The organism is Micromonospora sp. NPDC000207, from assembly GCF_040300925.1.
Taxonomy (GTDB): domain Bacteria; phylum Actinomycetota; class Actinomycetes; order Mycobacteriales; family Micromonosporaceae; genus Micromonospora.
Genome location: NZ_JBEPEQ010000094.1, coordinates 1 through 24,171, shown reverse-complemented (window position 1 = coordinate 24,171; position 24,171 = coordinate 1). Strand labels below are relative to the sequence as shown.

21 protein-coding genes are annotated in these 24,171 nt (G+C 74.3%); 9 read left to right on the top strand and 12 right to left on the bottom strand.

The genetic code is table 11. The annotated features are described in order from the left end of the window. The first annotated feature begins 117 nt into the window (after nucleotides 1–117). From ABT336_RS21120 to ABT336_RS21110, 3 genes are all read left to right on the top strand, one after another. Nucleotides 118–1,038 (top strand): DNA-3-methyladenine glycosylase family protein, encoded by a 921-nt coding sequence (locus ABT336_RS21120; protein ID WP_350898346.1) that lies wholly within the window; start codon nucleotides 118–120, stop codon nucleotides 1,036–1,038. A 76-nt stretch (nucleotides 1,039–1,114) separates the two neighbouring features. Then, nucleotides 1,115–2,218, top strand: a complete 1,104-nt coding sequence (locus ABT336_RS21115; RefSeq protein ID WP_350898345.1) for an ATP-dependent DNA ligase — start codon at nucleotides 1,115–1,117, stop codon at nucleotides 2,216–2,218. Nucleotides 2,219–2,310: 92 nt separating this feature from the next. Beyond that, nucleotides 2,311–3,831 carry an alpha/beta hydrolase gene (locus tag ABT336_RS21110; RefSeq protein WP_350898347.1) on the top strand — a complete coding sequence of 507 codons (1,521 nt, stop codon included), beginning with the start codon at nucleotides 2,311–2,313 and terminating at the stop codon, nucleotides 3,829–3,831. Between the two features lie 60 nt (nucleotides 3,832–3,891). Here the strand turns inward: ABT336_RS21110 and ABT336_RS21105 are convergent, their stop codons facing one another. The 5 genes from ABT336_RS21105 to ligD all read right to left on the bottom strand — a co-directional run bounded on the left by ABT336_RS21105 (nucleotide 3,892) and on the right by ligD (nucleotide 12,647). Further along, complete coding sequence (locus ABT336_RS21105) at nucleotides 3,892–4,611, bottom strand: ABC transporter ATP-binding protein (RefSeq protein WP_350898344.1); 720 nt, start codon at nucleotides 4,609–4,611, stop codon at nucleotides 3,892–3,894. Beyond that, nucleotides 4,608–5,624 (bottom strand): ABC transporter ATP-binding protein, encoded by a 1,017-nt coding sequence (locus ABT336_RS21100; protein ID WP_350898343.1) that lies wholly within the window; start codon nucleotides 5,622–5,624, stop codon nucleotides 4,608–4,610. The genes ABT336_RS21105 and ABT336_RS21100 overlap by 4 nt, the downstream gene beginning before the upstream one ends. Further along, nucleotides 5,621–8,332 (bottom strand): FtsX-like permease family protein, encoded by a 2,712-nt coding sequence (locus tag ABT336_RS21095; protein ID WP_350898342.1) that lies wholly within the window; start codon nucleotides 8,330–8,332, stop codon nucleotides 5,621–5,623. Before ABT336_RS21095 ends, ABT336_RS21100 begins: the two co-directional genes overlap by 4 nt. Further along, the gene (locus ABT336_RS21090; protein WP_350898341.1) at nucleotides 8,329–11,481 is read right to left on the bottom strand and encodes an FtsX-like permease family protein; all 3,153 of its coding nucleotides are present in this window, start codon (nucleotides 11,479–11,481) and stop codon (nucleotides 8,329–8,331) included. The genes ABT336_RS21095 and ABT336_RS21090 overlap by 4 nt, the downstream gene beginning before the upstream one ends. A gap of 122 nt (nucleotides 11,482–11,603) precedes the next feature. Further along, complete coding sequence (ligD, locus tag ABT336_RS21085) at nucleotides 11,604–12,647, bottom strand: non-homologous end-joining DNA ligase (protein ID WP_350898340.1); 1,044 nt, start codon at nucleotides 12,645–12,647, stop codon at nucleotides 11,604–11,606. A 47-nt stretch (nucleotides 12,648–12,694) separates the two neighbouring features. Here ligD and msrB point away from each other — a divergent pair, with 47 nt between their 5' ends. The 3 genes from msrB to ABT336_RS21070 all read left to right on the top strand — a co-directional run bounded on the left by msrB (nucleotide 12,695) and on the right by ABT336_RS21070 (nucleotide 14,066). After that, nucleotides 12,695–13,105: a peptide-methionine (R)-S-oxide reductase MsrB gene (gene msrB, locus ABT336_RS21080; RefSeq protein ID WP_350898339.1), complete on the top strand. Its 411-nt coding sequence runs from the start codon at nucleotides 12,695–12,697 to the stop codon at nucleotides 13,103–13,105. A gap of 153 nt (nucleotides 13,106–13,258) precedes the next feature. Further along, the gene (locus tag ABT336_RS21075; protein WP_350898338.1) at nucleotides 13,259–13,519 is read left to right on the top strand and encodes a metallothionein; all 261 of its coding nucleotides are present in this window, start codon (nucleotides 13,259–13,261) and stop codon (nucleotides 13,517–13,519) included. Nucleotides 13,520–13,613: 94 nt separating this feature from the next. Further along, entirely contained in the window at nucleotides 13,614–14,066 is a 453-nt protein-coding gene (locus ABT336_RS21070) for a GNAT family N-acetyltransferase (RefSeq protein WP_350898337.1), read from the top strand. A 15-nt stretch (nucleotides 14,067–14,081) separates the two neighbouring features. Here ABT336_RS21070 and ABT336_RS21065 read toward each other — a convergent pair whose 3' ends face one another. Beyond that, on the bottom strand, nucleotides 14,082–15,449 hold the full coding sequence (locus ABT336_RS21065; protein WP_350898336.1) for an outer membrane protein assembly factor BamB family protein: 1,368 nt from the start codon (nucleotides 15,447–15,449) through the stop codon (nucleotides 14,082–14,084). A 231-nt stretch (nucleotides 15,450–15,680) separates the two neighbouring features. On the opposite strand from ABT336_RS21065, the gene ABT336_RS21060 reads away from it, so the two are divergent. Next, nucleotides 15,681–16,766 (top strand): lytic polysaccharide monooxygenase auxiliary activity family 9 protein, encoded by a 1,086-nt coding sequence (locus ABT336_RS21060; protein ID WP_350898335.1) that lies wholly within the window; start codon nucleotides 15,681–15,683, stop codon nucleotides 16,764–16,766. On the opposite strand, the gene ABT336_RS21055 is transcribed toward ABT336_RS21060, so the two are convergent. Genes ABT336_RS21055 through hemE form a run of 4 tightly spaced genes read right to left on the bottom strand, consistent with a single transcriptional unit; the run spans nucleotide 16,767 to nucleotide 21,576 of the window. Continuing rightward, nucleotides 16,767–18,365: a pentapeptide repeat-containing protein gene (locus ABT336_RS21055; protein WP_350898334.1), complete on the bottom strand. Its 1,599-nt coding sequence runs from the start codon at nucleotides 18,363–18,365 to the stop codon at nucleotides 16,767–16,769. 5 nt (nucleotides 18,366–18,370) lie between these two features. Further along, nucleotides 18,371–19,072: a hydrogen peroxide-dependent heme synthase gene (gene hemQ, locus ABT336_RS21050; RefSeq protein ID WP_350898333.1), complete on the bottom strand. Its 702-nt coding sequence runs from the start codon at nucleotides 19,070–19,072 to the stop codon at nucleotides 18,371–18,373. Continuing rightward, nucleotides 19,069–20,478: a protoporphyrinogen oxidase gene (hemG, locus tag ABT336_RS21045; RefSeq protein ID WP_350898332.1), complete on the bottom strand. Its 1,410-nt coding sequence runs from the start codon at nucleotides 20,476–20,478 to the stop codon at nucleotides 19,069–19,071. The genes hemQ and hemG overlap by 4 nt, the downstream gene beginning before the upstream one ends. A 12-nt stretch (nucleotides 20,479–20,490) precedes the next feature. Continuing rightward, a complete protein-coding gene (hemE, locus tag ABT336_RS21040) occupies nucleotides 20,491–21,576 on the bottom strand; it encodes a uroporphyrinogen decarboxylase (RefSeq protein WP_350898331.1) in 1,086 nt (361 codons plus the stop codon). A 249-nt stretch (nucleotides 21,577–21,825) separates the two neighbouring features. Here hemE and ABT336_RS21035 point away from each other — a divergent pair, with 249 nt between their 5' ends. Beyond that, complete coding sequence (locus tag ABT336_RS21035) at nucleotides 21,826–22,398, top strand: DUF3000 domain-containing protein (RefSeq protein WP_350898330.1); 573 nt, start codon at nucleotides 21,826–21,828, stop codon at nucleotides 22,396–22,398. A 49-nt stretch (nucleotides 22,399–22,447) separates the two neighbouring features. On the opposite strand, the gene ABT336_RS21030 is transcribed toward ABT336_RS21035, so the two are convergent. After that, complete coding sequence (locus ABT336_RS21030) at nucleotides 22,448–22,783, bottom strand: hypothetical protein (protein WP_350898329.1); 336 nt, start codon at nucleotides 22,781–22,783, stop codon at nucleotides 22,448–22,450. Here ABT336_RS21030 and ABT336_RS21025 point away from each other — a divergent pair. Next, on the top strand, nucleotides 22,761–23,198 hold the full coding sequence (locus ABT336_RS21025; RefSeq protein ID WP_350898328.1) for a hypothetical protein: 438 nt from the start codon (nucleotides 22,761–22,763) through the stop codon (nucleotides 23,196–23,198). The two genes, ABT336_RS21030 and ABT336_RS21025, sit on opposite strands and share 23 nt — an antisense overlap. A 141-nt stretch (nucleotides 23,199–23,339) precedes the next feature. Here the strand turns inward: ABT336_RS21025 and ABT336_RS21020 are convergent. Then, nucleotides 23,340–24,171, bottom strand: an 832-nt coding sequence (locus ABT336_RS21020; RefSeq protein WP_350898327.1) for a S1C family serine protease, incomplete at its 5' end; no start/stop codon positions are given.

Below are 24,171 nucleotides of genomic sequence, written 5' to 3'. Positions count from 1 at the left end.
TCCGTCGTGCCGCCGCCGGGGGGGGTTCGCGCTGCCGGCACCCACGACCCCCGGTCCCGGCAGCACGGACCCACGGCCCCCGGTCCCGGCAGCACGGACGCGTGGCAGAGTGTCCGGGTGGATGCGACAGGTCCGGCGGCCCGCCGGGTGCTGCGGCCCCCCGCCGACCACCGGTTGGGGGCGTCGGTCCGCGCCCTGACCTTCAGCAGGTACGACCCCTGTGCCCGGATCGCCGACGGGGTCTTCTGGTGGGCCACCCGCACCCCGGACGGCCCGGCCACCCTCGCCCTCCGGCCGACCGGCGGTGACCTGGTCGCCGAGGGGTACGGCCCCGGCGCCGGGTGGGTGGTCGACAGCGCCGACGCCGTCGCCGGGCTCCGCGACGACCTGACCGGCTTCGCCGAACTGGCCCGGTCACACCCGCTCGTCGCCCGGCTCGCCGCCCGGCACCGGGGGCTCCGGATGCCCACCACCGGGCTCGTCTTCCCCCGGGTGCTGCGGGCGATCCTGGAGCAGAAGGTCACCGGAACCGAGGCCTACCGGGGGTACGCGGCGATCGTGCGCCACTTCGCCGAACCGGCCCCCGGCCCGGTGCGGTCACTACTGCTCCCCCCGGATCCGGCCGCCGTCGCCGCCGCCCCCTACTGGGTCTTCCACCCGTTCGGGGTGGAGCAACGACGAGCGGAGACGCTGCGGCGGGCCGCCGCCCTCGCCGACCGGCTGCAACGCTGCGCGGACTCGGCGGAGGCCACCCGTCGACTCACAGCCGTCCCCGGGATCGGGCCGTGGACCGCCGCCGAGGTGGTCCGGGTCGCCTACGGTGACCCGGACGCGGTGAGCGTCGGCGACTACCACGTCCCCAACATGGTGACCTGGGCGTTGGCCGGTGAGCCGCGCGGCGACGACGCCCGGATGTTGACGCTGCTGGAGCCGTTCCGTGGCCACCGGGGGCGGGTCTGTCTCCTCCTCGCCGCCGAGGGCCTGCACGCCCCCCGCTACGGCCCCCGCATGCCGATCCGCTCCTTCGCCGGCTACTGACCGTCGGGCCGGACACGCCCGGCGGTGGACGGGGAACCGGGGCTTCGGCCTCGGGTCGATCTGGTTGACTGGGGCCGTGGACCTGCCGATCAATCCGCCGGTCGAGCCGATGCTGGCCAAGGCGGTGTCGTCGTTGCCGACCGACAGCGGGCTGACGTACGAGCCCAAGTGGGACGGCTTCCGCTGCATCGTCTTCCGCGACGGCGACGAGGTCGAGCTGGCCAGCCGGGGCGGCAAGAGCATGACCCGCTACTTCCCGGAGGTGGTGGAGCAGGCCCGGCGGCAGCTGCCCGAACGCTGCGCCGTCGACGGCGAGCTGATCGTCATCCGCCGGGACGGCCCGCAGGGACAGCCCCGGCTCGACTTCGAGTTGCTCGCCCAGCGAATCCACCCGGCCACGTCCCGGGTGAAGCTGCTCGCCGAGACCACCCCTGCCGACTTCGTCGCCTTCGACCTGCTCGCCGTCGACGACGAACTGCTCACCGACCGGCCCTACCCGCAGCGCCGGGCCCGGCTGGAACAGGCCCTCTCCGGGGTACGCCCGCCGATGCACGTCACCCAGGTCACCACCGACGCGGCGACCGCCCGACGGTGGTTCGACGTGTTCGAGGGCGCCGGACTGGACGGGTTGATCGTCAAACCGGCGGACCTGCCGTACGCACCGGGCAAGCGGCTGATGGCGAAGGTCAAGCACGCCCGGACCGCAGACGTGGTGGTGGCCGGATTCCGGTGGCACAAGACCGGCCCGGTGGTGGGTTCGCTGCTGCTCGGCCTCTACGACGACTCCGGGGTGCTGCACCACATCGGGGTCAGCTCCTCGTTCACCGCGGTCCGCCGCCGGGAACTCCTCGACGAGCTGGGGCCCTACCGGGAGGTCGACGGGGAACACCCCTGGGTGCACGGGGACCACGAGCGGGGGCAGCGGATCCCCGGCGGGGTCAGCCGGTGGACCGGGACGAAGAACCTGGAGTGGGAGCCGTTGCGCCCCGAACTGGTGTGCGAGGTGGCGTACGACGCGATGGAGGGTGACCGGCTGCGGCACACCGCCCGGTTCCTGCGCTGGCGACCCGACCGGGACCCGCGCTCGTGCGGATACGACCAGCTCGACAGGCCGATCCGGTACGACGTGGACGAGGTCCTGCGCGGGGATCCCGCAGCCGTTCGTGAGGACCCCGCGTAGCGTACCGTGGAGATCACCTGGGAGGTCGACAGTTGCCCCGTACGTCGCACCGGATCCGTCGGGTCCGGATCATCCTCGCCGGACTCGTCGCCATGGCCCTGGTCGCCGCCGGTTGCACCCTCCCGGCGTTCGCTCCCCGTACCGCCGACGACGGGGAGACCTCCGGGGAGCGGGCCGCCAACTGGCGACCCTGCCCCGAGGTGGCCCAGGAACTGGTAGGCCGGGGCGCACCCGACATGCGGTACGAGTGCGCGCGGATCGCCGTACCCCGTGACTGGGGCGACGGGACGGGGGCGACGGCCGGACCGGGCAGCGGGGAGACCTTCGAGATCGCCCTCCTGCGGGCCCGGTCCACCAAGCAGCGCGACCGGATCGGGTCACTGGTGATCAATCCGGGCGGCCCGGGTGGGTCCGGGGTGGACACCGCCGTCTATCTCTCCTTCGGGCCCGCCTTCGGTGGACTGCCCGACAGCATCACCGAACGGTTCGACATCGTCGGCTTCGACCCGCGCGGGGTGGCCCGTTCCAGCCCGGTGGAGTGCATCTCCGACGCCGACCTGGACGCCAGTTTCGGATCCGACCCCGACCCTGTCGGCCAGCAGGACTTCGACGACTACCGGGCGCTCAACCGCCGCATCGGTCAGGGCTGCGGCGAGAGGTACGGCGACCAGCTGTCGCTCTTCTCCACCGCACAGGCCGCCCGGGACATGGACGCGATCCGCTCGGCGGTCGGTGACGACAAGCTGACCTACCTCGGCTACTCGTACGGCACCCTGCTCGGCGCCACCTACGCCCAGCTCTACCCGCAGCGGGTCCGGGCCCTCGTCCTCGACGGGGCGATCGACCCCCGGCAGGACCTGGTCGCCGGGTCGGAGGGGCAGGCCCGAGGCTTCGAGCGGGCCTTCGACAACTTCGACAGGTGGTGTGCGGCGAACGCCGCCCGGTGCCCGATCGCCCCGGACGCCCGGGCGGCTGTCACCTCGGCGATCGACAAGGCCCGGTCCTCGCCGGTACGGGGGGCCGACGGCCGGGAGGCGACAGCCGGTTGGATCTTCTTCGCCGTCGTCTCCTCGCTCTACACCGAAGCGGGCTGGGAGGCGCTGGCCCGGGCGATCGACGAGTTGGCGGACGGGGACCCGACGGAGGTCTTCACCCTCGCCGACGGGTACGCCGGCCGGGAACCCGACGGGCGCTACTCCAACCTGTTCGACGCCAATCTCGCTGTGAACTGCTCGGACGACGCCCAGCGGCCGACAGTGGAACAGATCCGGCAGTACCAGTCGCAGTGGCGGCAGGAGTACCCCCTGTTCGGGCCGGCGTTGGCGACCGGGATGCTGTCCTGCGTCGAGTGGCCCGCCCGACCCGACCCGTACCCGACGGGACCCGCCGACGGGGCACCGCCGATCGTGGTGGTCGGAACCACCGGTGACCCGGCCACCCCGTACGAGCAGACCCCCGCCCTGGCCTCGATGCTGGCCGTCGGGCGGGTGGTGACCTGGGAGGGCGAGGGGCACACCGCGTACCCGAAGACCGCCTGCGTCGTCGAGGCGGTCGACGCGTACCTGATCGACCTGACGGTCCCCCCGGACGGCCTGCGCTGCCCGGCCCGTTGACCCCGGGGGACGGCGCGTCGACCAGTGGGTACGGCGCGTCGACCCGGGTGGCGCCCGGGTTCAGCCGTCGACCAGGCGGCCGTCGCGCAGGGTGAGGACCCGGTCGGCCAGGTCGATGAGCGCCGGGTCGTGGGTGGCGACCAGGGCCGTCGTCCCCCGGGCCCGCACCGTTGCCGCCAGCAGGTCCATCACCGACCGGCCGGTCTCCGAGTCGAGCTGGCCGGTCGGCTCGTCGGCGATCAGCAGGTCCGGTTCGTTTGCCAACGCGCGGGCCAACGCCACCCGCTGCTGCTGACCGCCGGAGAGTTCGTACGGGCGCTGTGCGGCCTGGTCACCCAACCCGACCAGCTCCAACAGCACCGCCACCCGCTCCTCCCGCTGCCCGGCCGGCACCTTCGCCAACCGCAGCGGTACGCCCACGTTCTCGGCCGCCGACAGGATCGGGATCAGCCCGAAGGTCTGGAACACGAAGCCGATGCGGTGGCGGCGCAGGGTCAACAGGTCCCGCTCCGCCGCCACCGCCACGTCGGTGCCGGCGACGACGATCCGGCCCGAGTCCGGCCGGTCCAGCCCGCCGACCAGGTTGAGCAGGGTGGTCTTCCCCGCCCCGGAACGTCCCCGGAGGGCGACCAGCTCACCGGTCCCGGCCGTGAACGACACGTCGGTCAGCGCCGCGACGGCCTGTTCGCCCCGGCCGAAGCTGCGGTGCACACCCTCGACCCGCACCGCAGGATCGGGCGACGCCCCGTCGACCCCCCGGACCACAGTCTCCGCCCTCACCGCTGCTCCCTCCCGTCGCCCCGGTCCGCCCCGGCACCGGCACTGTCGTCTCCCGGCCTGACCTGCACGTGGTCCGGGGCCAGGTCGAGCCGGACCCGGTCCCGCAACGCCAGCGCGTCGACGAAGGCCGCCGGCAGTTGCATCCGGCCGGTCCGGTCGAGCACCGCGTACTCCTCACTGATCACCTCGGTGGTGCCGTCCGCCCCGACCCGGGCGGTCCGGCGTACCTCGGAGGCGGTCCGCCCGTCCCGGATCGCGACTGTCCGACGGACCTGGGTGGCCACCGCCGGGTCGTGGGTGACCACCACGACGGTGACCCCCAACTCGGCGTTGATCATCCGGAGGGCGCCGAACACCTCCGCGCCGGTCGCCTCGTCCAACTCGCCGGTGGGCTCGTCGGCGAAGAGCACCTCCGGGTCGTTGGCGACCGCCACCGCCACCGCACACCGCTGCTGCTCACCCCCGCTGAGCTGGGCCGGTCGCCGGTCGGCCCGGTGGCCCATGCCGACCGTCTCCAACAGCTCCCGGGCCCGGTCCCGGCGGGCGCGGCGACCGCGCCGACCGGCCAGTCGCATCGGTAGTTCGACGTTCTCCACAGCCGTCAGGTACGGCAGCAGGTTGCGGGCGGTCTGCTGCCAGACGAACCCGGCGACCCTCCGCCGGTAGCTCAGGCGACGACGGGCGGAGAGGGCGAGCAGGTCGTAGTCGGCCACCCGGGCGATGCCCGCCGTCGGGGTGTCCAACCCGGAGAGGATGTTCAGCAGTGTCGACTTCCCGGAACCCGAAGCCCCCACGATCGCCACCAGCTCACCCCGGTCGATGACCAGGTCGAGGCCCTGGAGGGCGACCACCTCCACCCCTTCGCTGCGGTAGATGCGGACCAGACCGTCACAGACGATGTGCCCGCGCAACCGGTCCTGCCCGCCGGCCCGTTCGGCGGCCCGGCGGGCGGCCCGGCGCTGCAACGTGGCCAGGTCCGGTACGTCACCGGTCGGGGCCATGGTGCTCGTCATCTCGACTCCCCTCTGTCGATACGCAGCGCGTCCCCGAGACGCGACCGGCGGTTGTTCAGGATCTCCACGGCGAGGGCGAGGGCGAGGGCTAGCCCACCCAACCCGAACACCCCCGCGACCAGGGCCGGGTCGAACGTGACAGCCACCGGGGTGCCGCCGGTGAACGCCCGCAGGCCGAGCGTCGGGGCCAACAGCACCGGCAGCAGCGCCCCCACCAGCGCGCCGGTGAGCACCGCCACCCCGATCGGCGGGGCCAGTTCGATCAACAGCAGCCCCCGCCACTGCCCCCGGGACAGGCCGAGGGTGCGCAGCCGGGACACCGTCTGCGCCCGGTCCCGCGCCCCGGCCAGCACCGTGAGCGCGACGGCCAGCAGCGCCAACCCGGTTCCGCCGACCGCCCCGGCGAGGAAACCGAAGGCCAGCACCCCGTTCGCCCCACCCGTACCGTGCCGGGCGCGCAGGTCGGCCCAGGTCGACACGGTCACCGGCATCGGTTCACCGCCCGCCGCCAGCGCACCGCCGGACTGGAACCGCCGCTGTCCCTGGTCCCCGACGCGCTGCGCGGCGGCCACGTCCAGGTCCGCTCCGGCGACCAGAAACCCGGTGGGCACCGCCGGGTAGGCCCGGGTCGGCAGCGCCTGCCAGGGCAGGACGAGGAACCGGTCGGTGCCGGGGCGCACCAGCGGGAAGTCGACTGCCGTGTCGGCCACCCGGAACTCGTACCGCTGGCCCTGGAACTCGACGAAGGCGGACCGGTCCAGGCCCGCCTCGGCCAGCGCCCCCGCCACGGCCGGGGAGACCACAGCGGGGGCAGGTCCGGCCGGATCCGTCCCGACCGACAGCACCTGCGGTACCGCCACGTCCCGCCCGGCGCGGCGGGCCACGTCGGCCAGTCCCGGGCCGTCGACCACCAGGACCGTGACGTCCCCCAGCCCCGCGTCGGCGCCGAGGGCGTCCCGGGACAGCGTAGCGTCCGCCTCGTCGGCCACCGGGGTCACCGCCCGGACCCCGGGCAGCCGGGCCAGTTCGTCACCGGTCTCCGGGGCCAGCCGGAACCCCTCGACGAGCGCGTCGGCCGGTACCGCCCGGCTCGTCGACCGGTCCCGACCGGCCTCGATCCCGCCGGCCACCACGGCGCAGAACGCGGCGGTGGCGACCGCCACCACCACCACGACCAGTGGGGAGGTGAAGCCGGACCGGGCGGCCCGGGCGGCACCCAGGAAGGCGACCCCGCCCCGGGTGCCGGCGGCGACCCGACCCAGCAGCCGCAGCGGCCACGGGTACGCCCGCAGCGCCACAGTCGCCGCCGCCACCGCCACCAGCACCGGCACGGAGACCAGCAGCGGATCCACAGCACCCGGGGTCAGTCCCCGCCGACGCAACAGCACCACCCCGAGCGTCGCCAGCACCAGTAGCAGCACCTCGACTGTGAGGCGACGCGGGCCGGTGCCCCACCGGACGGTGTCCCGCCGACCCGTCGTCCCGTCGGGTACGGCCAGCGCCGCCACCGGCAACGCCGCGGTGACCCCGACGGCCACCGCCACCAGGAGCCAGCCGGTGCCGGCGGCGTCGCCCGGGACCAGGCGACCGAGCGACCAGCCCACCACCACCGCCGGGAGGACGACCAGGGCCGACTCGGCCAGGCAGTGCAGTGCCGGGCTGCTCCGGCCGCCGCCCCGCGCCCGGATCAGGGCGAACTCCTCCCGCCGGGCGCGGACCGCCAGGCCGGTCACGAGCAGGACCAGACCGGCCAGGGTGCCCAGGACCCCGGCCGCCACCACGGCGAGCAACGTCCGGGCGGCCGAGGCCGACGCGGCGAACTCCCGCAACGGCAGGTCCAGGCCCTGGGTGAACCGGACGCCGGGGAGGACGTCCCGCTGCATCCCGGTCAGCCCGTCGACCGTCGCGTCCAGGTCTCCCGGGGCGAGACGGTCGACGTCCACCCGGTAACGCCAGCTGAACCGCAGCGGCCACCCCTCGGCGGCGCGGGCGTCCAACGCCCCCGCCCCGACCAGGCCCACCGCGTTGAACGGTTTGCCGTCCCCCTCCGGTTCGACGACTCGCAGGACCGGGGGTAGTCCGGCCCAGATCCCGTCGGCCGGGTCGGTGGGGCGGAAGACCCCGACCACCACCAGTTCCACCGGCTCCGCACCGTCGTCGGGGCGCAGCGCGGCGAGGTCCAGGCGGCTGCCGACCCGCAGGTTGAGACCGGCGGCGACGTCGGCGGCGAGGGCCAGGGGGATCGGACCCGCCGCCGGTGGTTCGTCGGTGGGCCAGTCGCCGTCGACGAGGGTGCCCGCCCCGTCGGCCCCCGGTGACGTCCTCAACCGCAGGTCGACCAGGAGGTTCCGGGCCGCCAGGTCGGGGCCGGTCAGCCGACCGGGTGCCGCCTCGGCCAGGTACCAGCGGCGGGCCACCACGGCGCGTACCGGTGTCGGCATCCGCTCCGCGAACCGGTCCAGCTCCGCCCGGCGGGCCGCCACCGGTCCGGTGGCGTCGACGTACCCGGCCGGGTCGGCGTCGTACGTGAGGTCCCGCAGCACCGCCGGTCGGTCCGCCACGTGGTGCCGCAGGCCCTGTTCGGTGAGGCGGTCGGTGATCCGGGGCACCCCCTCCACCAGCCCGGCGACGAGGAGGGTCAGCACCGCCAGGAGCAGGAAGGTGGCCCGGTGGGACCGGATCCGCCGCAGGGTCTCGTGGACCGTCATCGCTGCGCCCCGATCCGTAGTCGGGCCACTGTCATCCGTTGTCGCAGCCCGGTGGCGACGACGGCGCTGCACGCCAGGGCCGCCAGCAGCAGACCGACCGAGGTCACGCCGACGGGCAGCCAGGGCAGGTGGAAGACGGCCTCGGGGATCGGGCGGTCGGCGGTGGGGGTGACGATCACCAGGGGTGCCGTCGCCGCCCCGACGAGCGCGCCGAGCAGCACCCCCACCCCCACGCCGAGCCCCGCCAGGAAGGTCTGCTCGGCCAGCAGGGCCCGGGCCAGCAGCCGGGGGGACCCGCCGAGGGTGTGCAGGACCGCGAACTCGGTCGACCGGTGCCGGGCGGTGGCCCAGACGTCGACGGCCAGCCCGACCAGGGCGAGCAGGACGGCACCGAACGCCGCCGCGAGCAGCCCGGTCCGGGCCGCCCGCCAGTACGGGTCGCGGGCGGCCGTCTCGGCGACGGCGATCCGGTCGACCACTGTGACACCGGACAGGTCGGCGACGCTCCGGACGGCGGTGGGCGGGGCGTCGGCGCGTACCCACCACTGCGGCACCGGCCGCACCACCCCCCGGGTCCGGGCCAACCGGTCCACCGCCGCCGGGAGGTCCAGCAGGATCGCGTCCCCGCCGGTGGTGGGCACCGCGTCGACCTCGCCGACGAACCTGACCGGCAGGGAGGCCCCCGGCAACCCCAGGGTGACCGTCTCCCCGGTCCGCAGGCTCAGCGCCGCCCGGACACCGGGGGTCAGGAGAGCCGGTACCGGTTCGGCCTCGGCGTCCGGCAGGACGCTGAACCGTACCGGCGGTTGGACCGACCACCAGCTCTCCCCCTTGGGTGGCAGCGGGAACTCCGCGCCGAGGGTGCCGGCGGTGGCGGTGGCGGGCAGTCGGACCTCGCCCCCGTCGGTGCTCACCCACCCGCCGTCGACCGACGCGGCCCGCCGGGTGCCGTCGGGGTCGACGGTGGCCAGGTCGGCGACGGTCAGCCGGTACCGGTCCCCCAGTGGCGGGGCGTCGACGGCGAACCCGACCAGCCGGATCGCCGCCCCGCCGGTGTCCGGCAGGTCGACTGTGACGCGCGTCGGCCGTCCGTCGCTGTCCGACTCGGTCATCGGCAGCCGGTACGCCTGCCCGTCGTCGGTGGTCAACAACATCGACACCGTCACCCGGTGCGGACGGGCCGGTTCCCGTACCGGGGTGCCGACGACGCCGGTGAGCTGCCGGGCCTCGGCGGGCAGCGCGATCCCGGCCGGTGCCCCCCGGGCCCGGACCAGCCTGTCGAACATCTCCGTCACCGGTTCGTCGGCGAGCCGGTCGTCGAGCCGGACCAGACCGGATGCCCCGGCGGCGTCCAGTCCGACGACTGCCACCGGCAGGTCGCCCCGCCCCAGTCGCAGCTCGTCGCGCCAGGCCGGTAAAGCCCGCCCGACCCCGTCGAGGGCGGCCAGCTCACCGGCCCGGCCCACCGGGGCGACCCCGCCCCGCTCGACCACCCGCAGGTCCGCGCCGACTGTGTGGTCGGCCTGGTCGCTGCGGGAGGTCTCCCAGGTGCTCAGCAGCGACCAGGACAGGGTGCTGCCGCCGACGGCCAGGGCGAGCAGCAGCACCGGCCCGGCGTGCGGTCGTCGACCGGCCTGCCACATCCCGAACACGGTGGCCGTCCACTGTCGCCTGTCGACGAGGCGTTCGGCCACCCGGGTCGCCGGTGGCAGCAACCGCAACGCCACCACCGCCCCGGCCAGGACCCCCAGGATCGGGGCGCTGGCCAGCAACGGATCGATGCCGAGTCGACCGTCGGCACCGGCCAGCGGTCCCGAGTACTGCCGCAGCTGGAACCAGGCCAGCGCCGCCGACCCCACCAGGGCCAGGTCGACACCGGCCCGTTGGACGGCCGCGCCCCGGCGGGGACGGGACCGGGACGCGAGGTCGGCGACGTAGGTCCCGGCCCGACGCAGCGCCGGCACCACCAGGGCGAGCAGAGCGCCGACCCCGGTCACCACTGCCACCGCCGGGCCGGGGCCGGTGTCGACCCCGCCGAGGTGACGCAGGACCAGCCCGGCCAGCGGTGGGGCGAGCAGGACGGCGGGGAACACCACCAGCCCCGCCTCCCGTACGGCCAGGCCGACCACCTGTCCCCGGGAGGCACCCCGGGCGCGCAGCAGCGCGGTCCCGGCCCGTCGGTCGTTGCTGAGCAGCGCGGCGACCAGCACGAGGGCGTACCCGCCGAGGACCAGGATCAGCAGCAGCGGGGTGAGCAGCGCGGAGCGGCCGACCAGGTCGGCTCGGGCGAGCCGGTCGACGAGGTGGTCGATGTCGGTGGCGCTCCGTGCCGACGTGCCGAGCCCGGCGGCCTCGGGCACCTCGACGGCGGCCTCGGCGACTGCCTGTTTGACCGGGGCGAGCCGTCCCGGTGCCACGGCGGCCAGGTCGGGCTGGACCAGCCAGGCGGCGGAGAAGGAACGGGGGAAGGACCTGTCGAAGTCCGCCGGATCCAACACGAACGGCCCGTACGAGGTGACCGGCCCGGTCGGGGCCGCGGCACCCACCCCCGGGGCCAACCGCCAGTACGGGTCGGTCGGGTCGCCGGGGTTCCAGACGCCGACGACGAGCAGATGGCTCTCCTGCTCGGAGCTCCGGTCCACGACGGGCACCCGCTGCCCGGCGCGGATCCCCAGCCCGGAGGCGACCTTCTCGGGCACTGTGACCTCGACCGGGTCCACGCCGGGGCGGGGCCAGCGGCCGGAGGTGAGTTCGGCGCGTCCGGCCAGGTCGGGCAGGGTGCTCAGGGTGGCGAAGACCGGGTCGTCCCCGTCCCGGTCCACGGCGGGCGCGTCGACCAGTTCCCGGCCGGTGCCGTAGCGGGCCGAGGCGACGGTGACCGGCACCCCGGCCAGCCCGTCGGCGAACCGGTCCCGGACGGTGCGGTCCCGTTCGGCGTACTCGGCGCGGTCCCGCCCGCCGGCACCACTGATCAGCAGGGTTCGTTCCTCGGCGGGCGCGGCGGCGAGCAGGCTCCGCTGACCGGCGTCGACAGCCTCCCGGTTGTGGTGGGCCAGGCCGGTGACCAGGGCCACCGCCACCAGGGCCGCCGTGGTGGCAGCGAGCAGCAGCCCGCGCGCCTCCCGCGCCCGCCGCAACACCAGTCTCATCCCCGCGCCTCCCTGCCCCCGGTTGACCGGTGACCAGGAAGAGGGGGTGCGCCCGGGAAAAGGTTCGCGCCCGTTACTTGATCGTTATCGGCCGATCCCCTTCGGACCCCTCCGCGGTCCGACTACCGGGGGCGGTCACGGTCCTTCGACGGTTGGACCCGCTTCGGTTCGCCGGGCATCTTCGGGTGGTCCGGCGGGTAGGGCAGGTCGCCCCGGTCGTCGGCGGCGTCCCGGTCCGCCCACTCCAACAGCGGGGTGATGTCCCACGGGGCGTCGTCGATCCCGGCGTGCGGGTCGCCCCGCTCGGCCAGCCGGGCCGCGACGGTCCGCAGGTCGAAGTCGTCCGGTTCGACGTCGGGCAGCTCGTCCCAGTCGACAGGGGTCGAGACCGTCGCCCGGGCGTTGGCCCGCAGCGAGTACGCGCAGGCGATGGTCCGGTCCCGGGCCATCTGGTTGTAGTCGACGAAGACCCGCTCACCCCGCTGTTCCTTCCACCAGGCGGTGGTGACCAGGTCGGGTCGGCGACGCTCCAGCTCCCGGGCCAGCGCGATGGTGGCCCGGCGGACCTCGGTGAACGTCCACCGGGGTTCGATGCGCAGGTAGACGTGCAGCCCTCGCCCCCCGGAGGTCTTCGGCCACCCGGTGGCCCCCAGCTCGTCGAGGATCCCCCGCAGCTCGCCGGCGGCGGCGACCGCCGTGACGAAGTCGGTGCCGGGTTGCGGGTCGAGGTCGACGCGCAGCTCGTCGGGTCGGTCGACGTCACCGGCCCGCACCGGCCAGGGATGGAACACGATGGTGCCCATCTGGGCCGCCCAGGCGACGTGGGCCAGGTCGGCGGGGCGGAGTTCGGCGGCGCTGCGTCCACTCGGAAAGCTGATCGTCGCCGTCGACAACCACGGGGGCACCCCCCGGGTCGGCACCCGCTTCTGGAAGAACATCTCCCCGTCCACGCCGTCCGGAAAACGCTGCAGCGTGGTGGGCCGGTCCCGGAGGGCACGCATGATGCCCTCCCCCACTGCGAGGTAGTACTCGAAGACGTCCGCCTTGGTGAAGCCACGCTCCGGGAAGATCACCCGGTCGGGGCTGGTCAGCCGGACGTCCCGACCGGCCACCTCGACCTGCTCGGCACGCTTTCCCACCCCGGACGTGGCTCTGCTGGCCCCCATGGCGCGACCATATGCCATGGCACCGACTGTCGACGTACCGTTGACCGGTGAGTCTCGACGAGAACGACCTGCCCCGTACCGACGAGCAGTGGCGGGTGCGACTGAGTCCCGAGGAGTTCCGGGTGCTGCGCCAGGGCGGCACCGAACCCGCCTGGACCGGCGAGTACGTGGACACCAAGACCCCCGGGATGTACCACTGCCGCGCCTGTGGGGCCGACCTGTATCCCAGCGACGACAAGTTCGACTCGCACTGCGGGTGGCCGAGCTTCGACGACGCCCTGCCCGGTGCGGTCCGGGAGATCGAGGACCGCAGCCTCGGCATGGTCCGCACCGAGATCCGCTGCGCCCGGTGCGACAGCCATCTGGGGCACGTCTTCCGGGGTGAGGGTTTCACCCCGAAGGACACCCGGCACTGCGTCAACTCGATCTCGGTCCGGCTGGAGCCCCGGCCGAGCTGACCCGGGACCGGGGCCCGCACAGGGCCGCTCTCCCGGGACGTCACCCGACACGCCGACGTGACACGCCGTCGGCGCTGCGAATATCCGGTTTTCGGACCGCCGGTCACCGCCGTCGCGCAGGCTTGGGAAAACGTCTGTCACGGGGGAACTGTCATGGCGACCTGCGAGGTCTGCGGAAACGACTACTGGATGGCCTTCGAGGTCCGTACGGTCAGCGGCGACGTACACACCTTCGACAGCTTCGAGTGCGCCGCCCACAGGTTGGCACCGATCTGCGAACACTGTCAGGTCAAGATCGTCGGCCACGGGGTCGAGGTCTCCGGCCGCTTCTTCTGCTGCGGGCACTGCGCCCGTACGTCGGCGGGCGAGCCGGGGGCGCAGATCCGCGATGCCGTCGGTGCCCGCCCGGCCTGAACCGTCCGCCGACGCCACGGCGGACGATCCCCCCGGGTCGTCGGGGTCGACCCGGGGTGCCCACCGGGGCTCCGGTGCGGCCTACCATCAGGGCGTGCAGCCGACGTCCCTCCAGGTGTCCGCCTTCGCCGACCTGCCCCCGCGCACCCTCTACGACCTGCTCAGACTGCGGGTCGACACCTTCGTGGTGGAACAGGAGTGCCCGTACCCGGAACTGGACGGACGCGACGTCGAGCCCGACGCCCGACATCTCTGGATCAGCCGCGACGGTGCCGTCCTGGCGTGCCTGCGGGTCCTGTACGAGCCGGACGGCACGGCCCGGATCGGCCGGGTCGCGGTGGCTCCGGCCGAGCGCGGCGGTGGGCACGGTGCCCGGCTGATGACCGAGGCCCTGGCCCTGGTCGGCGCGGCACCGTGCGTCCTGTCGGCCCAGTCGCACCAGGCCGGTTTCTACGCCCGGTTCGGGTTCACCGCCGACGGCCCGGAGTACGACGAGGACGGCATCCCGCACGTGCCGATGCGCCGCCCCGGCCGACCGGCACGCTGACCCGTCCACCGGCCGTCACCGCCACCGGGCCACCACCACCAGGGGCTCCCGGTCGGCGGGGCGGGGTCCGGCGGTGAGGACCAGGTACCCGTCGTGTTCGAAGGCCGGTCCGGTCGAGGGCCCGACCTCCTCCGGTAGTCCCCGGCCGAGCAGGGTCGCCGCCCCGGTTCCCGCCTCGACCAGCACCAGCCCCGTCGATCCGGCGGCCTGCCGGGTGACCCAGACCCCTCGGTCGTCCACCCGCAGGATCCGGGTCTGCCCGTCGCCCTCCTGTTGCGTCCAGGTCGGCGTGCCGTCGGTGAGGTCGAACGCGGCCACCCGCCCCCGGTCGGCCTGGTTCACGGCGAACAGGACACCGTCGCGGACCACCATTCCGGACGGACTCGCGCCCGGCTCTCCGGTCTCGGCGGAGGTGCTGGCGAAGTCGAGGGCCCGCCCGGGGGCGCGGACCGGGATCTCGACGGTCCGGCGTCCCTGCGGGTCGAAGGTGGCCACCACGACGTCCGGGGACCGCGTCGGGTTGACCACGGCGACCACCGGGTCGACGGAGACCACGTTCTGCACTGTGGTTCGTTGACCGAGCAGCGCCTCGAACCGACTCTCGCCGGTGGCCGGGTCCACTCCGACCAGGTACGTCCCCTCCCCGGACAGGCACCGCCGATCCATCAGGACCCGTTCGGCGCTCATTGCGTACACCTCGGCGGCGCAGTCGCCCTTCTCCTGTCGCCAGCGGATCGTGCCGTCACCGAGTCCGACGGCGGTGATCGTCGCCTCGTCGTCGAAGACGGCCACCTCCCCGGCGGCGAGGAGCCGGTACCCCCGGGGCGGCTCGGCCGCGTACTCCGGCAGGGGTATCCGGACGGTGACGGTCCGCTCCCCTGATCTCAGGTCGACCACACCGATGCGGTCGCACCGGTGCCCGCCGTGGGCGAACACCCCGTGGTGGCCGCTCGACCCGATCGCGGCGGCGCAGATCCGTTCCCCGTCGGGCAGCGGGACGGTCCACGCCGGATCCCCGTCGGCCAGCCGGTACGCCCTCACCCCGTCGGCTGTGGCCCGCACCACGACGTCCGCGCCGACCCAGGTCGCGTACGTCCGGGGCAGGTCCCGCCGGTCCGGCGGTGCCGGTGTGGACCAGACGACAGCCAGGTGGTCGGGCTGCGGGGTGGGCAGGACCCGCCAGGCGACCACCACGCCCGCGCCCGCGCCCGCGCAGAGCAGCAGGGCCAGGGTGGCGGCGACACCCCCGATCAGCAGCCCACGTCGACCGGGTCGGTGACGCTCGGGCGGACTCCCGGGGCCGGGCGGACCGCACCCCGGGTGGGTCGGCCCGACTCCGGGTGGCGGCGTGGGCGGGGGGCCGTGCGGTACGTGCTGGGACATGGCGACTTTCGGGTGCGAGGACGCCCGGCGGCGTCATGATCCGGTGTCGTCCCGATGGTAGACCGGCGGTGCACCAGGGCCGGGACACCGAGACAGATTGACTGACACCTATCTATATGCCACTCTGCGAGACAGGCCGACGTGGGAGCCGCACCACCGACGCGAGCTGAGGGCAACTCGCGCCAGTCCGGGCGTTTCGTCAACCGACCTCTCCCCTGGGGGCTTCAACCCATGTCCACGATCTCCCGAGTACGACGCATCCCGCTCGTCGGCGGGCTGCTCGCCACCGCTGTGGCGGCCGTGCTGCTGCTGACCACCGTCCTGGCCACCCCCGCGTCCGCCCACGGTTCCGTCGTGGACCCGGCCTCGCGCAACTACGGCTGTTGGCAGCGGTGGGGTGGCGACTTCCAGAACCCGAACATGGCCACCGAGGACCCGATGTGCTGGCAGGCCTGGCAGGACAACCCGAGCGCCATGTGGAACTGGAACGGCCTGTTCCGTGAGGGCGTCGCCGGCAACCACCAGGGCGCCATCCCCAACGGCCAACTGTGCAGCGGCGGCCGGACCGAGGGGGGCCGGTACCGGTCCATGGACACCGTGGGGGCGTGGCGGACCACCGACGTCTCGAACAACTTCCGGGTCCGCTTCTTCGACCAGGCCAGCCACGGTGCCGACTACATCAGGGTCTACGTGACCAAGCAGGGCTTCAACGCCCTGACCTCCCCGTTGCGCTGGGAGGACCTGGAGTTGGCAGGCCAGATCGGCAACACCCCGGCCTCACGGTGGACCCCGACCACCGGAGGGGTCCAGATCGACATCCCGGCGAACGCACCGGGCCGCACCGGCCGGCACATCGTCTACACCATCTGGCAGGCCAGCCACCTCGACCAGTCCTACTACCTGTGCAGCGACGTGAACTTCGGCGGCAGTGGGCCGACCAACCCGCCCACCACCCCGCCGACCACGCCGCCCACGACCCCGCCGACGACCACCCCGCCCACCACGCCCCCGGCCGGCACCGCCGGATGCACCGCCGCCTACCGGCTCACCGGCCAGTGGTCCGGCGGCTTCCAGGGTGAGGTCCAGGTGACCGCCGGCACCACCGCCATCAAGAGCTGGACGGTGACCTGGACCTACCCGGGCGGGCAGCAGATCGCCAGCTCCTGGAACGCCACAGTCACCACCAGCGGATCGACTGTGACCGCCCGCAACGCCAACTACAACGGCAACCTGCCCGCCGGAGGGACCGCGAGCTTCGGCTTCACCGGCTCCGGCAGCGCCACCACACCGACCCTCACCTGCACCGCGACCACCTGATCAGAGCGGGGCCGCCCCCGGGGACCCCGGGGGCGGCCCCGAACGGGCACCGGCGGAGGTGACCGGGCCGTGGAAGACTGCCACACCGGCACCGGCCCCCAGGTCGAACCGGGCCGCCTCGAAGCTGCTGTCGTCGAAGCGGGTGACCCCGTGGAACTGGGTGCCGGTGAAGTCCGCGTACCGGGCCCGGCACCCGGTCAGGTCCACGTCGACGAGGACCGCCGCGCAGAGGTCGAGATCAATCTCGGGCCAGTGCCGCGTACCGCCACGAAGCCGGTCGGCGAGCAGTTCCTGGGCCACCCCGCGCAGCCGTACCTCGGCGGCCTGCTCGGCGGTGTGGACCCCGGTGAGCGGGAACGGAACCGGGCGGCGCAGCCACCCGCAGACCGCGTCGACCACCCGCTGCCGCAGGGCCGGGCGGTCGTCGGCGAGGGCGACCAGCCCGCGCAGACCCCCGTCGCGTACGTCGGGATCCGGGTCGACCAGCCGCACCAGGTACGCCCGGAGGTCCTCCTCCGCGAGCAGCAACCCGGCTCCGGTCGGGGTGGCAGCCACCCGCCACCCGGGCGGCCAGTACGCCTCCGGATCCGACACCTCGCCACCGGTACGGGCGTCGGTGAGATCCGCCGTGGGCGGCTCCAGGTGTGCCCCCGCGCCGAAGTAGGCCTCGCAGAAGTCGACGACCCCGCCGAACTGGGCCCTGCCGAACCAGGCCGGACCGGTGAACCGGGCCTGCCGGAAGGAGACAGACGCCCCGAACCGGGCCCCGACGCCGCCCTCGGACCACTCCTGGTAGTCCCCCGTCACGACGGCGAGCGGCCAGTTCGGATCGGTCTCGTTCGGCTCGTCCCAGGGCAGCGGACGCCACTGCTCGACGGTCTCCCAGGCCGGGTCGTCCTCCCAGAACTCGTCCTCGCCCCGCCCGAACCAGGCGATGCCGCCGAACCCGACCCGACCGAAGTCGGTCGGCCCACGGAACCGGACCCGACCGAACGCGGCGTCCCCGTCGAACGTGGCCCCGCCGAAGCGGGCGGGGCCGTCGAAGACCGCCCGGGAGAAGACCGCGTCCCCGGTGAACCGGGTGCCGACGAAGGTGGTCGTCCCCAGGAACCTCGTGTCGGCGAACCGCCCCCCGGCCAGGACGCACCCGCCGAGGTCGAGGTCGACGAGGGTCGCACCGGAGAGGTCGAGGTCGATCCCCGCCCAGCGGGGCGGGGTCTGTCCCACAGGTCGGAGCCGGTCGGCGAGGAGCCCGGCGGCGGCGTCCCGTAACGCCTGGTCGGTGCGGGCCGACGGGTCCGGGGCGCGCAGGAACCGGCAGATCACCTCCACCACCGGCTGCCGCTGCGTCGGGTCGGCGTCGGCCCGGGCGGCCAGGTCCCCCAGGACCTCCCGCCGCTCGTCGGCCGACCCGGTACCCGACAGCCACAGGGCAGGCACGTCCACCGACTCCGCACTGCCCTGCGGCCCGGCCGGGTGTTCCGGCACGGCGGGGTGTTCCGGCACGGCGGGGTGTTCCGGCACGGCGGGGTGTTCCGGCACGGCATCGCCCTCCGGCACGGCGGGGACGTCGTCGGGCCCGGCGGTCTGCTCCGGCATCCGGATCAGACCAGACCGGCGACGATCTCGGCCACCGACCGACGACGACCTGTGTAGAAGGGGACCTCCTCGCGGACGTGCCGGCGGGCCCGCGAGGCCCGCAGGTCCCGCATCAGGTCCACGATCCGGTGCAGCTCGTCGGCTTCGAAGGCCAACATCCACTCGTAGTCGCCGAGGGCGAACGACGCCACGGTGTTGGCCCGCACGTCGGCGTAGCCCCGGGCCATCTTGCCGTGCTCGGCGAGCAGTTCCCGGCGCTCCTCGTCCGGCAGCAGGTACCACTCGTAGGACCTGACGAACGGGTAGACGCAGACGTAGTCGCGGGGCCGCTCGTCGGCGAGGAACGCCGGGATGTGGCTCCTGTTGAACTCCGCCGGCCGGTGCAGGGCCATCTGGGACCAGACAGGGGTCAGCGTCCGCCCCAGCGCCGTCCGGCGGAACCGCCCGTACGCCTCCTGGAGCGCGTCGCTGGTCGAGGAGTGCCACCAGACCATCACGTCGGCGTCGGCGCGCAGCCCGGAGACGTCGTAGGTGCCCCGAATCGTCACGTCCTGCCCGGCCAGCTCCGCGAAGAGGGCCTCCACCTCGCCGGTGACGTTCTCCCGTAGCGTCGGCAGTTGGCTGCCGGCCCGGTACACCGACCACATGGTGTACCGGATGGTGTCGTTCAGCTCCCGCAGCCGTGCCGCGTTGGTCTGCTCGGTCATGACCCCGCACCTCCCAGTGCTGTGATGATCTCGTCGGCCGCCGTCTCGCCGGAGCGGACACAGACCGGTATGCCGACCCCGTCGTAGCCGGCCCCGGCCAGGGTCAACGTCGGGTGGGCGCGGCGCAGCGCCGCCCGGACCCCGGCCACCCGGTCGAGGTGCCCCGGCGTGTACTGGGGCAGGGCGCCGCCCCAGCGTTGCACGTGCCCGGCGACCGGGTCCGGCAGCGTGGTGCCGAGCACGCCCGACACCTCCCGGTGGGCGGTGGCGGCCAGGTCGGCGTCCGGGCGGTGCAACTGCGTCTCGTCGCCGTACCGGCCCACCGAGGCACGCAGCAGGGCCGACCCGTCCGGCCGACGCAGGTGCCCCCACTTGGTGGTGAAGAAGGTCGACGCCTTGATCGACAGCCCCTCGGTGGCCGGGACCAGGAAACCGGAGAGCTCCGGCAGGTCCGGCGCGGGAAGCACAAGTGTCACCAGCGCGACGCCGGCATAGTCCAGGGCACCCACTGTCGTCGCCGCGTCCGGGTCGGTCGGGGCGAGCAGCCGGGCCGCCGGCCGGGCCGGCACCGCCAGCACCACCGCGTCGACCTCGACGTGCTCCGGTTCGCGGGTCGGCCCGACGGTCAGCCGCCACCCCCCGCCGACCCGGGTCAGCTCACGGACCGCGGCGTGCTGCCGGATCGTGGCCCCACTGGCTGCGGCAGCCGCCTCGACAAGCCGACTCAACCCGCCGGCCACTGTGGCGAAGACCGGTGCCCCGGGGGCCCGGGGTGCCGCCGCCCGGGCCGCCCGGACCGCCCCGGTGAGGGTGTGCGCGGTGCGGGCGGCGTGGGCCAGCGCCGGCATCGTCGTGGCCAGGGACAGATCGTCGGCCCGACCGGCGTACACCCCGCCGAGCATCGGGTCGACAAGCCTGTCGACCACCTCGTCGCCGAGCCGACGACGGACCAGCGCCCCGACGGCGACGTCGACGTCCGCGTCGAGCAACGGGCGGCCCTCGTCGCGGTCGGCGTCCGCGTCCGGCCGGGCCACGGTGGCCACCGCCGCCAGATCCCCGGGTACGCCGACCAGGGTCCCGCCCGGGATGGGCCGCAGCCCGCCGTCGACGGCCACCGCGGCACGCCCCACCGTCGGGTGCACGACCTGCCCGCCGAGGCCGAGTCGGCGGACCAGTGTCAACGCTGCCGACTCGCCCCCGGCCGGATCCCGCACCAGGAACGACTCGGCACCGAACTCCACCGGCTGACCGGCCAGTTCACCGGTGCGCAGCTTGCCGCCGAGCGCACCCGACTGCTCGTACACGGTGATCTCGGTGTCGGCCGGAGCACGGTCGCGCAACCGGACCGCAGCGGCCAGCCCGGCGATCCCGCCGCCCACCACCGCCACCCGCCAGGGCCGCCGCATCCCGCCGACCGCCTACTCCGCCGGGCGGGCGGAGACCTCGTGCACCAGCGCGACCACCCGGGTCAACACCTCGGGGTCGGTCTCCGGCAGCACCCCGTGCCCCAGGTTGAACACGTGCCCGGGAGCGGCCCGGCCCTGCTCCAGGATCCGCCGCACCTCGGCCTCGACCACCGGCCACGGCGCGAAGAGCACGCAGGGGTCGAGGTTGCCCTGGACCGCCCTGTCCGGGCCGATCCGCCCGGTGGCCACGTCGAGCGGGGTACGCCAGTCCACCCCGACCACGTCGGCGCCGGCCTCACCCATCGCCCCGAGCAGCTCCCCGGTGCCCACCCCGAAGTGGATCCGGGGGAGCCCCGTCTCGGCCAGGCCCTGCAGGACCCTCGTCGAGTGCGGCAGGACGAAACGACGGTAGTCGGCCTCGGAGAGCGCCCCGGCCCACGAGTCGAACAGCTGCACCGCGCTGACCCCGGCGGCGGCCTGCACCCGCAGGAAGGCGAGGGTCACGTCGGCGAGTCGACCGCAGAGCGCGTGCCACAGGTCCGGATCGCCGTACATCAGGGCCTTGGTCCGGGAGTGGGTCCGCGACGGCCCTCCCTCGACCAGGTAGCTGGCCAGGGTGAAGGGGGCACCGGCGAAGCCGATCAGCGGGGTGTCGCCCAGCTCGGCGACGAGCAGCCGGACCGCCTCGTCCACGTAGGACACGTCGGTGACGTCGATCGGTCGGATCCGCTCCACGTCGGCGGCGGTCCGCACCGGCTCGGCCACCACCGGACCGGTGCCGGGGACGATGTCCAGCTCGACCCCGGCCGCCGCGACAGGCACCACGATGTCGCTGAACAGGATCGCCGCGTCCACCCCGTGCCGACGTACCGGTTGGAGGGTGATCTCGGTGACCAGGTCGGGCCGACGGCAGGACTCCAGCATCGCCACGTTGGCCCGGATCGCCCGGTACTCCGGAAGGCTGCGGCCGGCCTGACGCATGAACCAGACCGGGGTGTGGGGGCCGGGTCGCCGCCGGCAGGCCCGGACGAAGGTCGAGTCCGCAGGCCCTCGGCGGGGTTCGTCTCGGGCGTCGACGCCCGCGCTGGTGGTGGTCATCGCCCCCATCGTCGCACGCCTGCCGCACGCCCGGAGCCCGCCCGCCCCCGGTGTGATCTCCGCCCGCGACAGCGCCCGGGCTGCGGGTGACGAACCGGGACACAGAGGGTCACCACCTCCCCTTTCCGGAGCCGTGCGACACGCTCCGATCAGGGTCCCTTACCCACCGTCAACCGTCGACTCCGGCGGGCCCGCGCGAGTCGGCGCGCCGCCCGGCGGTCCGTCCGGCGGCGACATAGGCTCGCCGACATGGCCCCCCCGACCGCGTACCCGGAGACCTTCGCCCGCGCGGTCGCCGGACTACGCTCGGTCACCCCCCGTGCGGAGATCGCGTTGGAGGAGGGGGGTGCGCCCCAGCGGCTGGCCCCATACGCCTTCGCGCTCTCCGCCACCGTCCTGCGCGACGACGACGACGTCGCCACCGGGCGGCTCATCCTGTTGCACGACCCGACCGGACACGAGGCGTGGCAGGGCACCCTTCGCCTGGTCACCTACGTCACCGCCGACCTGGAGTCGGAGCTGGCCGCCGATCCGCTGCTGCCCGGGGTGGGCTGGACCTGGCTGACCGACGCGTTGGAGGCGCACCAGGCGCCGCACCGGGCGCTCGGCGGAACCGTCACCCAGACCATGTCGACCCGGTTCGGCGAACTGGCCGGGCCACCGGCCACCGGTGACATCGAGATCCGCGCCTCCTGGACCCCGGTCGGGGAGGACCTGGCCGCCCACCTGACGGCCTGGTGCGCGCTGCTCGCCTCCACCGCCGGTCTGCCCCCGCCCGGCGTCACGGCGCTGCCCGAACACCGTCCCGCCGGCACCGCCTGACCCGCGACCAGCCGACCACGACCCGGTGGTGCGGACCGGGCCACCAGCCTCACAGGTACCGTTCGGCCTCGTTGCAGATCGTCGTCATCCCCTGGGTCGCCCGACTGAAACCGGACTGGTCGTTACGACCGGCCGCGTCCAGGGCCGTGGTGAGCCGGTTCAGACAGTCGGCGATGACCCGCTTCTGCCGGGCCTGCTCGTCCCGGTCGTTGCGGGTGCCGGTGAGATCCTGCTCGGTGTCGGCCAACCGGTTCTTGGCGGTCTGCAACTCACCCCGGAGCCGCTCCAGCTCCTTGGTCCGGTCCTCCCCCTGAGAGACCGACGTGGCGAGCTTCTTCTCGACGCTGTCCAGTTCGTTGCCGGTGACGACGAAGAGTCCGGTCATCACCCCGCCGAAGACCAGCAGCAGCCCGGCGACGACACCGAGCACCACTGCAGCCCGGCTCCGCCGGGCCGGTGGGGTCGACGGCCCGTACGGCGGCGCGGATCCCGGGGGCGCGAAGGCCGTCGGCCCGTACGGCGGCACCGGCCCCACCTGCGGCGGGGTGGACTGCGGCGGCCCGTACGGCGGGGCCGACTGGGGCGACGGCCCGTACGGCGAGACGGGTGACGGCGGGGCGGCCTGCGGCGGGGGGCCGTACGGCGAGACGGGTGACGGCGGGGCGGCCTGCGGCGGGGGGCCGTACGGCGAGACGGGTGACGGTGCGGCGGACTGTGGTGCGACGGGGGGCGGTGGAGCCGGGGTCTGCGCGGGCTGGGGAGACCCGGCGGGTGGCCCGGAGGTCGGCGGGCGACCGTAGACGGAGCCCCGGGGCTGTGGTGAACCGGGGTCCGCCGAGGGCTCGGGGGAAGAGCCCTGCGGGGGTGGTTGGGTCATCGCTCTCTCTCAGGGGTGACGGCTGCCCGCCGGGAGGGTCGGCGCGGCTTTCGGGGGGCCGGGATCAGCAGATCTTGAAGCCGTCGCAGGCGGTCTTTATCGGCACGGCCAGCCCGATCCCCTCGGCGTTGCGCGCCTTGGCGGTGGCGATGCCGACGACCTCCTTCGCCCCGTTGATCACGGGACCGCCGGAGTTGCCGGGGTTGATCGGAGCGTCGAACTGGATCATCGGCCCGTTTCGCCCCTCGGCCCGCCGGAAGGCGCTGACCACCCCGGTGGTGACGCTGTCCTCCAGGCCGAGCGGCGCCCCGACCACGACGATCTGCTGGCCGGACCGGACCTCTTCGGTGGCGGCGACGAGCCCGTCGAACTTCCCGGTGGTCCGCAGGTGGGCGACGTCGTTGACTTCGTCGACCTCGACGATGGTGGCCGGGAACCGCTGGTCGGTCCGCTCCAGGAAGACCTGCCGACCACCGGTCAGCCAGAGCGACTCCACCACGTGGTAGTTGGTGAACAGGTTGGCCCCGCCCCCCTCGGCAGGTCCTCCCACGGCGAAGGCGGTGCCGGTGGCGGCACCGGCCCGGACCCGGAACACGCTGGGCAGGACGGCGGTGGCAATGGTCTCCGGGTTGAAGGTCTGCCGCTCCAGGTCCTGGGTGCGACCCTCCAGGCTCTCCATCCGGGCACCGTCGCGCCCCTGCGCCTCGGTCAACTGCTGGTCGAGGTCGCCCAGCTCGCCGGTGAGCTGGTGGATCCGCAGCGCCTGGAAGCCGCTGACCAGCCCCAGGACCACAGCGAGGAACAGGGCGGTGACGGCCAGACCACGGCCCCGGGCCTTCGGGGCGGGGGCGGGCTGCCAGCCACCGGCGGGGGGTGCCGACCCGGGCGGCACCGGG

Excerpts from the sequence above, each read along its gene's own strand:
- ABT336_RS21110 (WP_350898347.1), top strand. The coding sequence starts at position 2,311 with ATGGCCCTGGTCGCCGCCGGTTGCACCCTCCCGGCGTTCGCTCCCCGT.
- ABT336_RS21100 (WP_350898343.1), bottom strand. The coding sequence starts at position 5,624 with ATGACGAGCACCATGGCCCCGACCGGTGACGTACCGGACCTGGCCACG.
- ABT336_RS21095 (WP_350898342.1), bottom strand. The coding sequence starts at position 8,332 with ATGACGGTCCACGAGACCCTGCGGCGGATCCGGTCCCACCGGGCCACC.
- ABT336_RS21090 (WP_350898341.1), bottom strand. The coding sequence starts at position 11,481 with ATGAGACTGGTGTTGCGGCGGGCGCGGGAGGCGCGCGGGCTGCTGCTC.
- ligD (WP_350898340.1), bottom strand. The coding sequence starts at position 12,647 with ATGGGGGCCAGCAGAGCCACGTCCGGGGTGGGAAAGCGTGCCGAGCAG.
- ABT336_RS21075 (WP_350898338.1), top strand. The coding sequence starts at position 13,259 with ATGGCGACCTGCGAGGTCTGCGGAAACGACTACTGGATGGCCTTCGAG.
- ABT336_RS21065 (WP_350898336.1), bottom strand. The coding sequence starts at position 15,449 with ATGTCCCAGCACGTACCGCACGGCCCCCCGCCCACGCCGCCACCCGGA.
- ABT336_RS21060 (WP_350898335.1), top strand. The coding sequence starts at position 15,681 with ATGTCCACGATCTCCCGAGTACGACGCATCCCGCTCGTCGGCGGGCTG.
- ABT336_RS21055 (WP_350898334.1), bottom strand. The coding sequence starts at position 18,365 with ATGCCGGAGCAGACCGCCGGGCCCGACGACGTCCCCGCCGTGCCGGAG.
- hemQ (WP_350898333.1), bottom strand. The coding sequence starts at position 19,072 with ATGACCGAGCAGACCAACGCGGCACGGCTGCGGGAGCTGAACGACACC.
- hemG (WP_350898332.1), bottom strand. The coding sequence starts at position 20,478 with ATGCGGCGGCCCTGGCGGGTGGCGGTGGTGGGCGGCGGGATCGCCGGG.
- hemE (WP_350898331.1), bottom strand. The coding sequence starts at position 21,576 with ATGACCACCACCAGCGCGGGCGTCGACGCCCGAGACGAACCCCGCCGA.
- ABT336_RS21035 (WP_350898330.1), top strand. The coding sequence starts at position 21,826 with ATGGCCCCCCCGACCGCGTACCCGGAGACCTTCGCCCGCGCGGTCGCC.
- ABT336_RS21030 (WP_350898329.1), bottom strand. The coding sequence starts at position 22,783 with ATGACCGGACTCTTCGTCGTCACCGGCAACGAACTGGACAGCGTCGAG.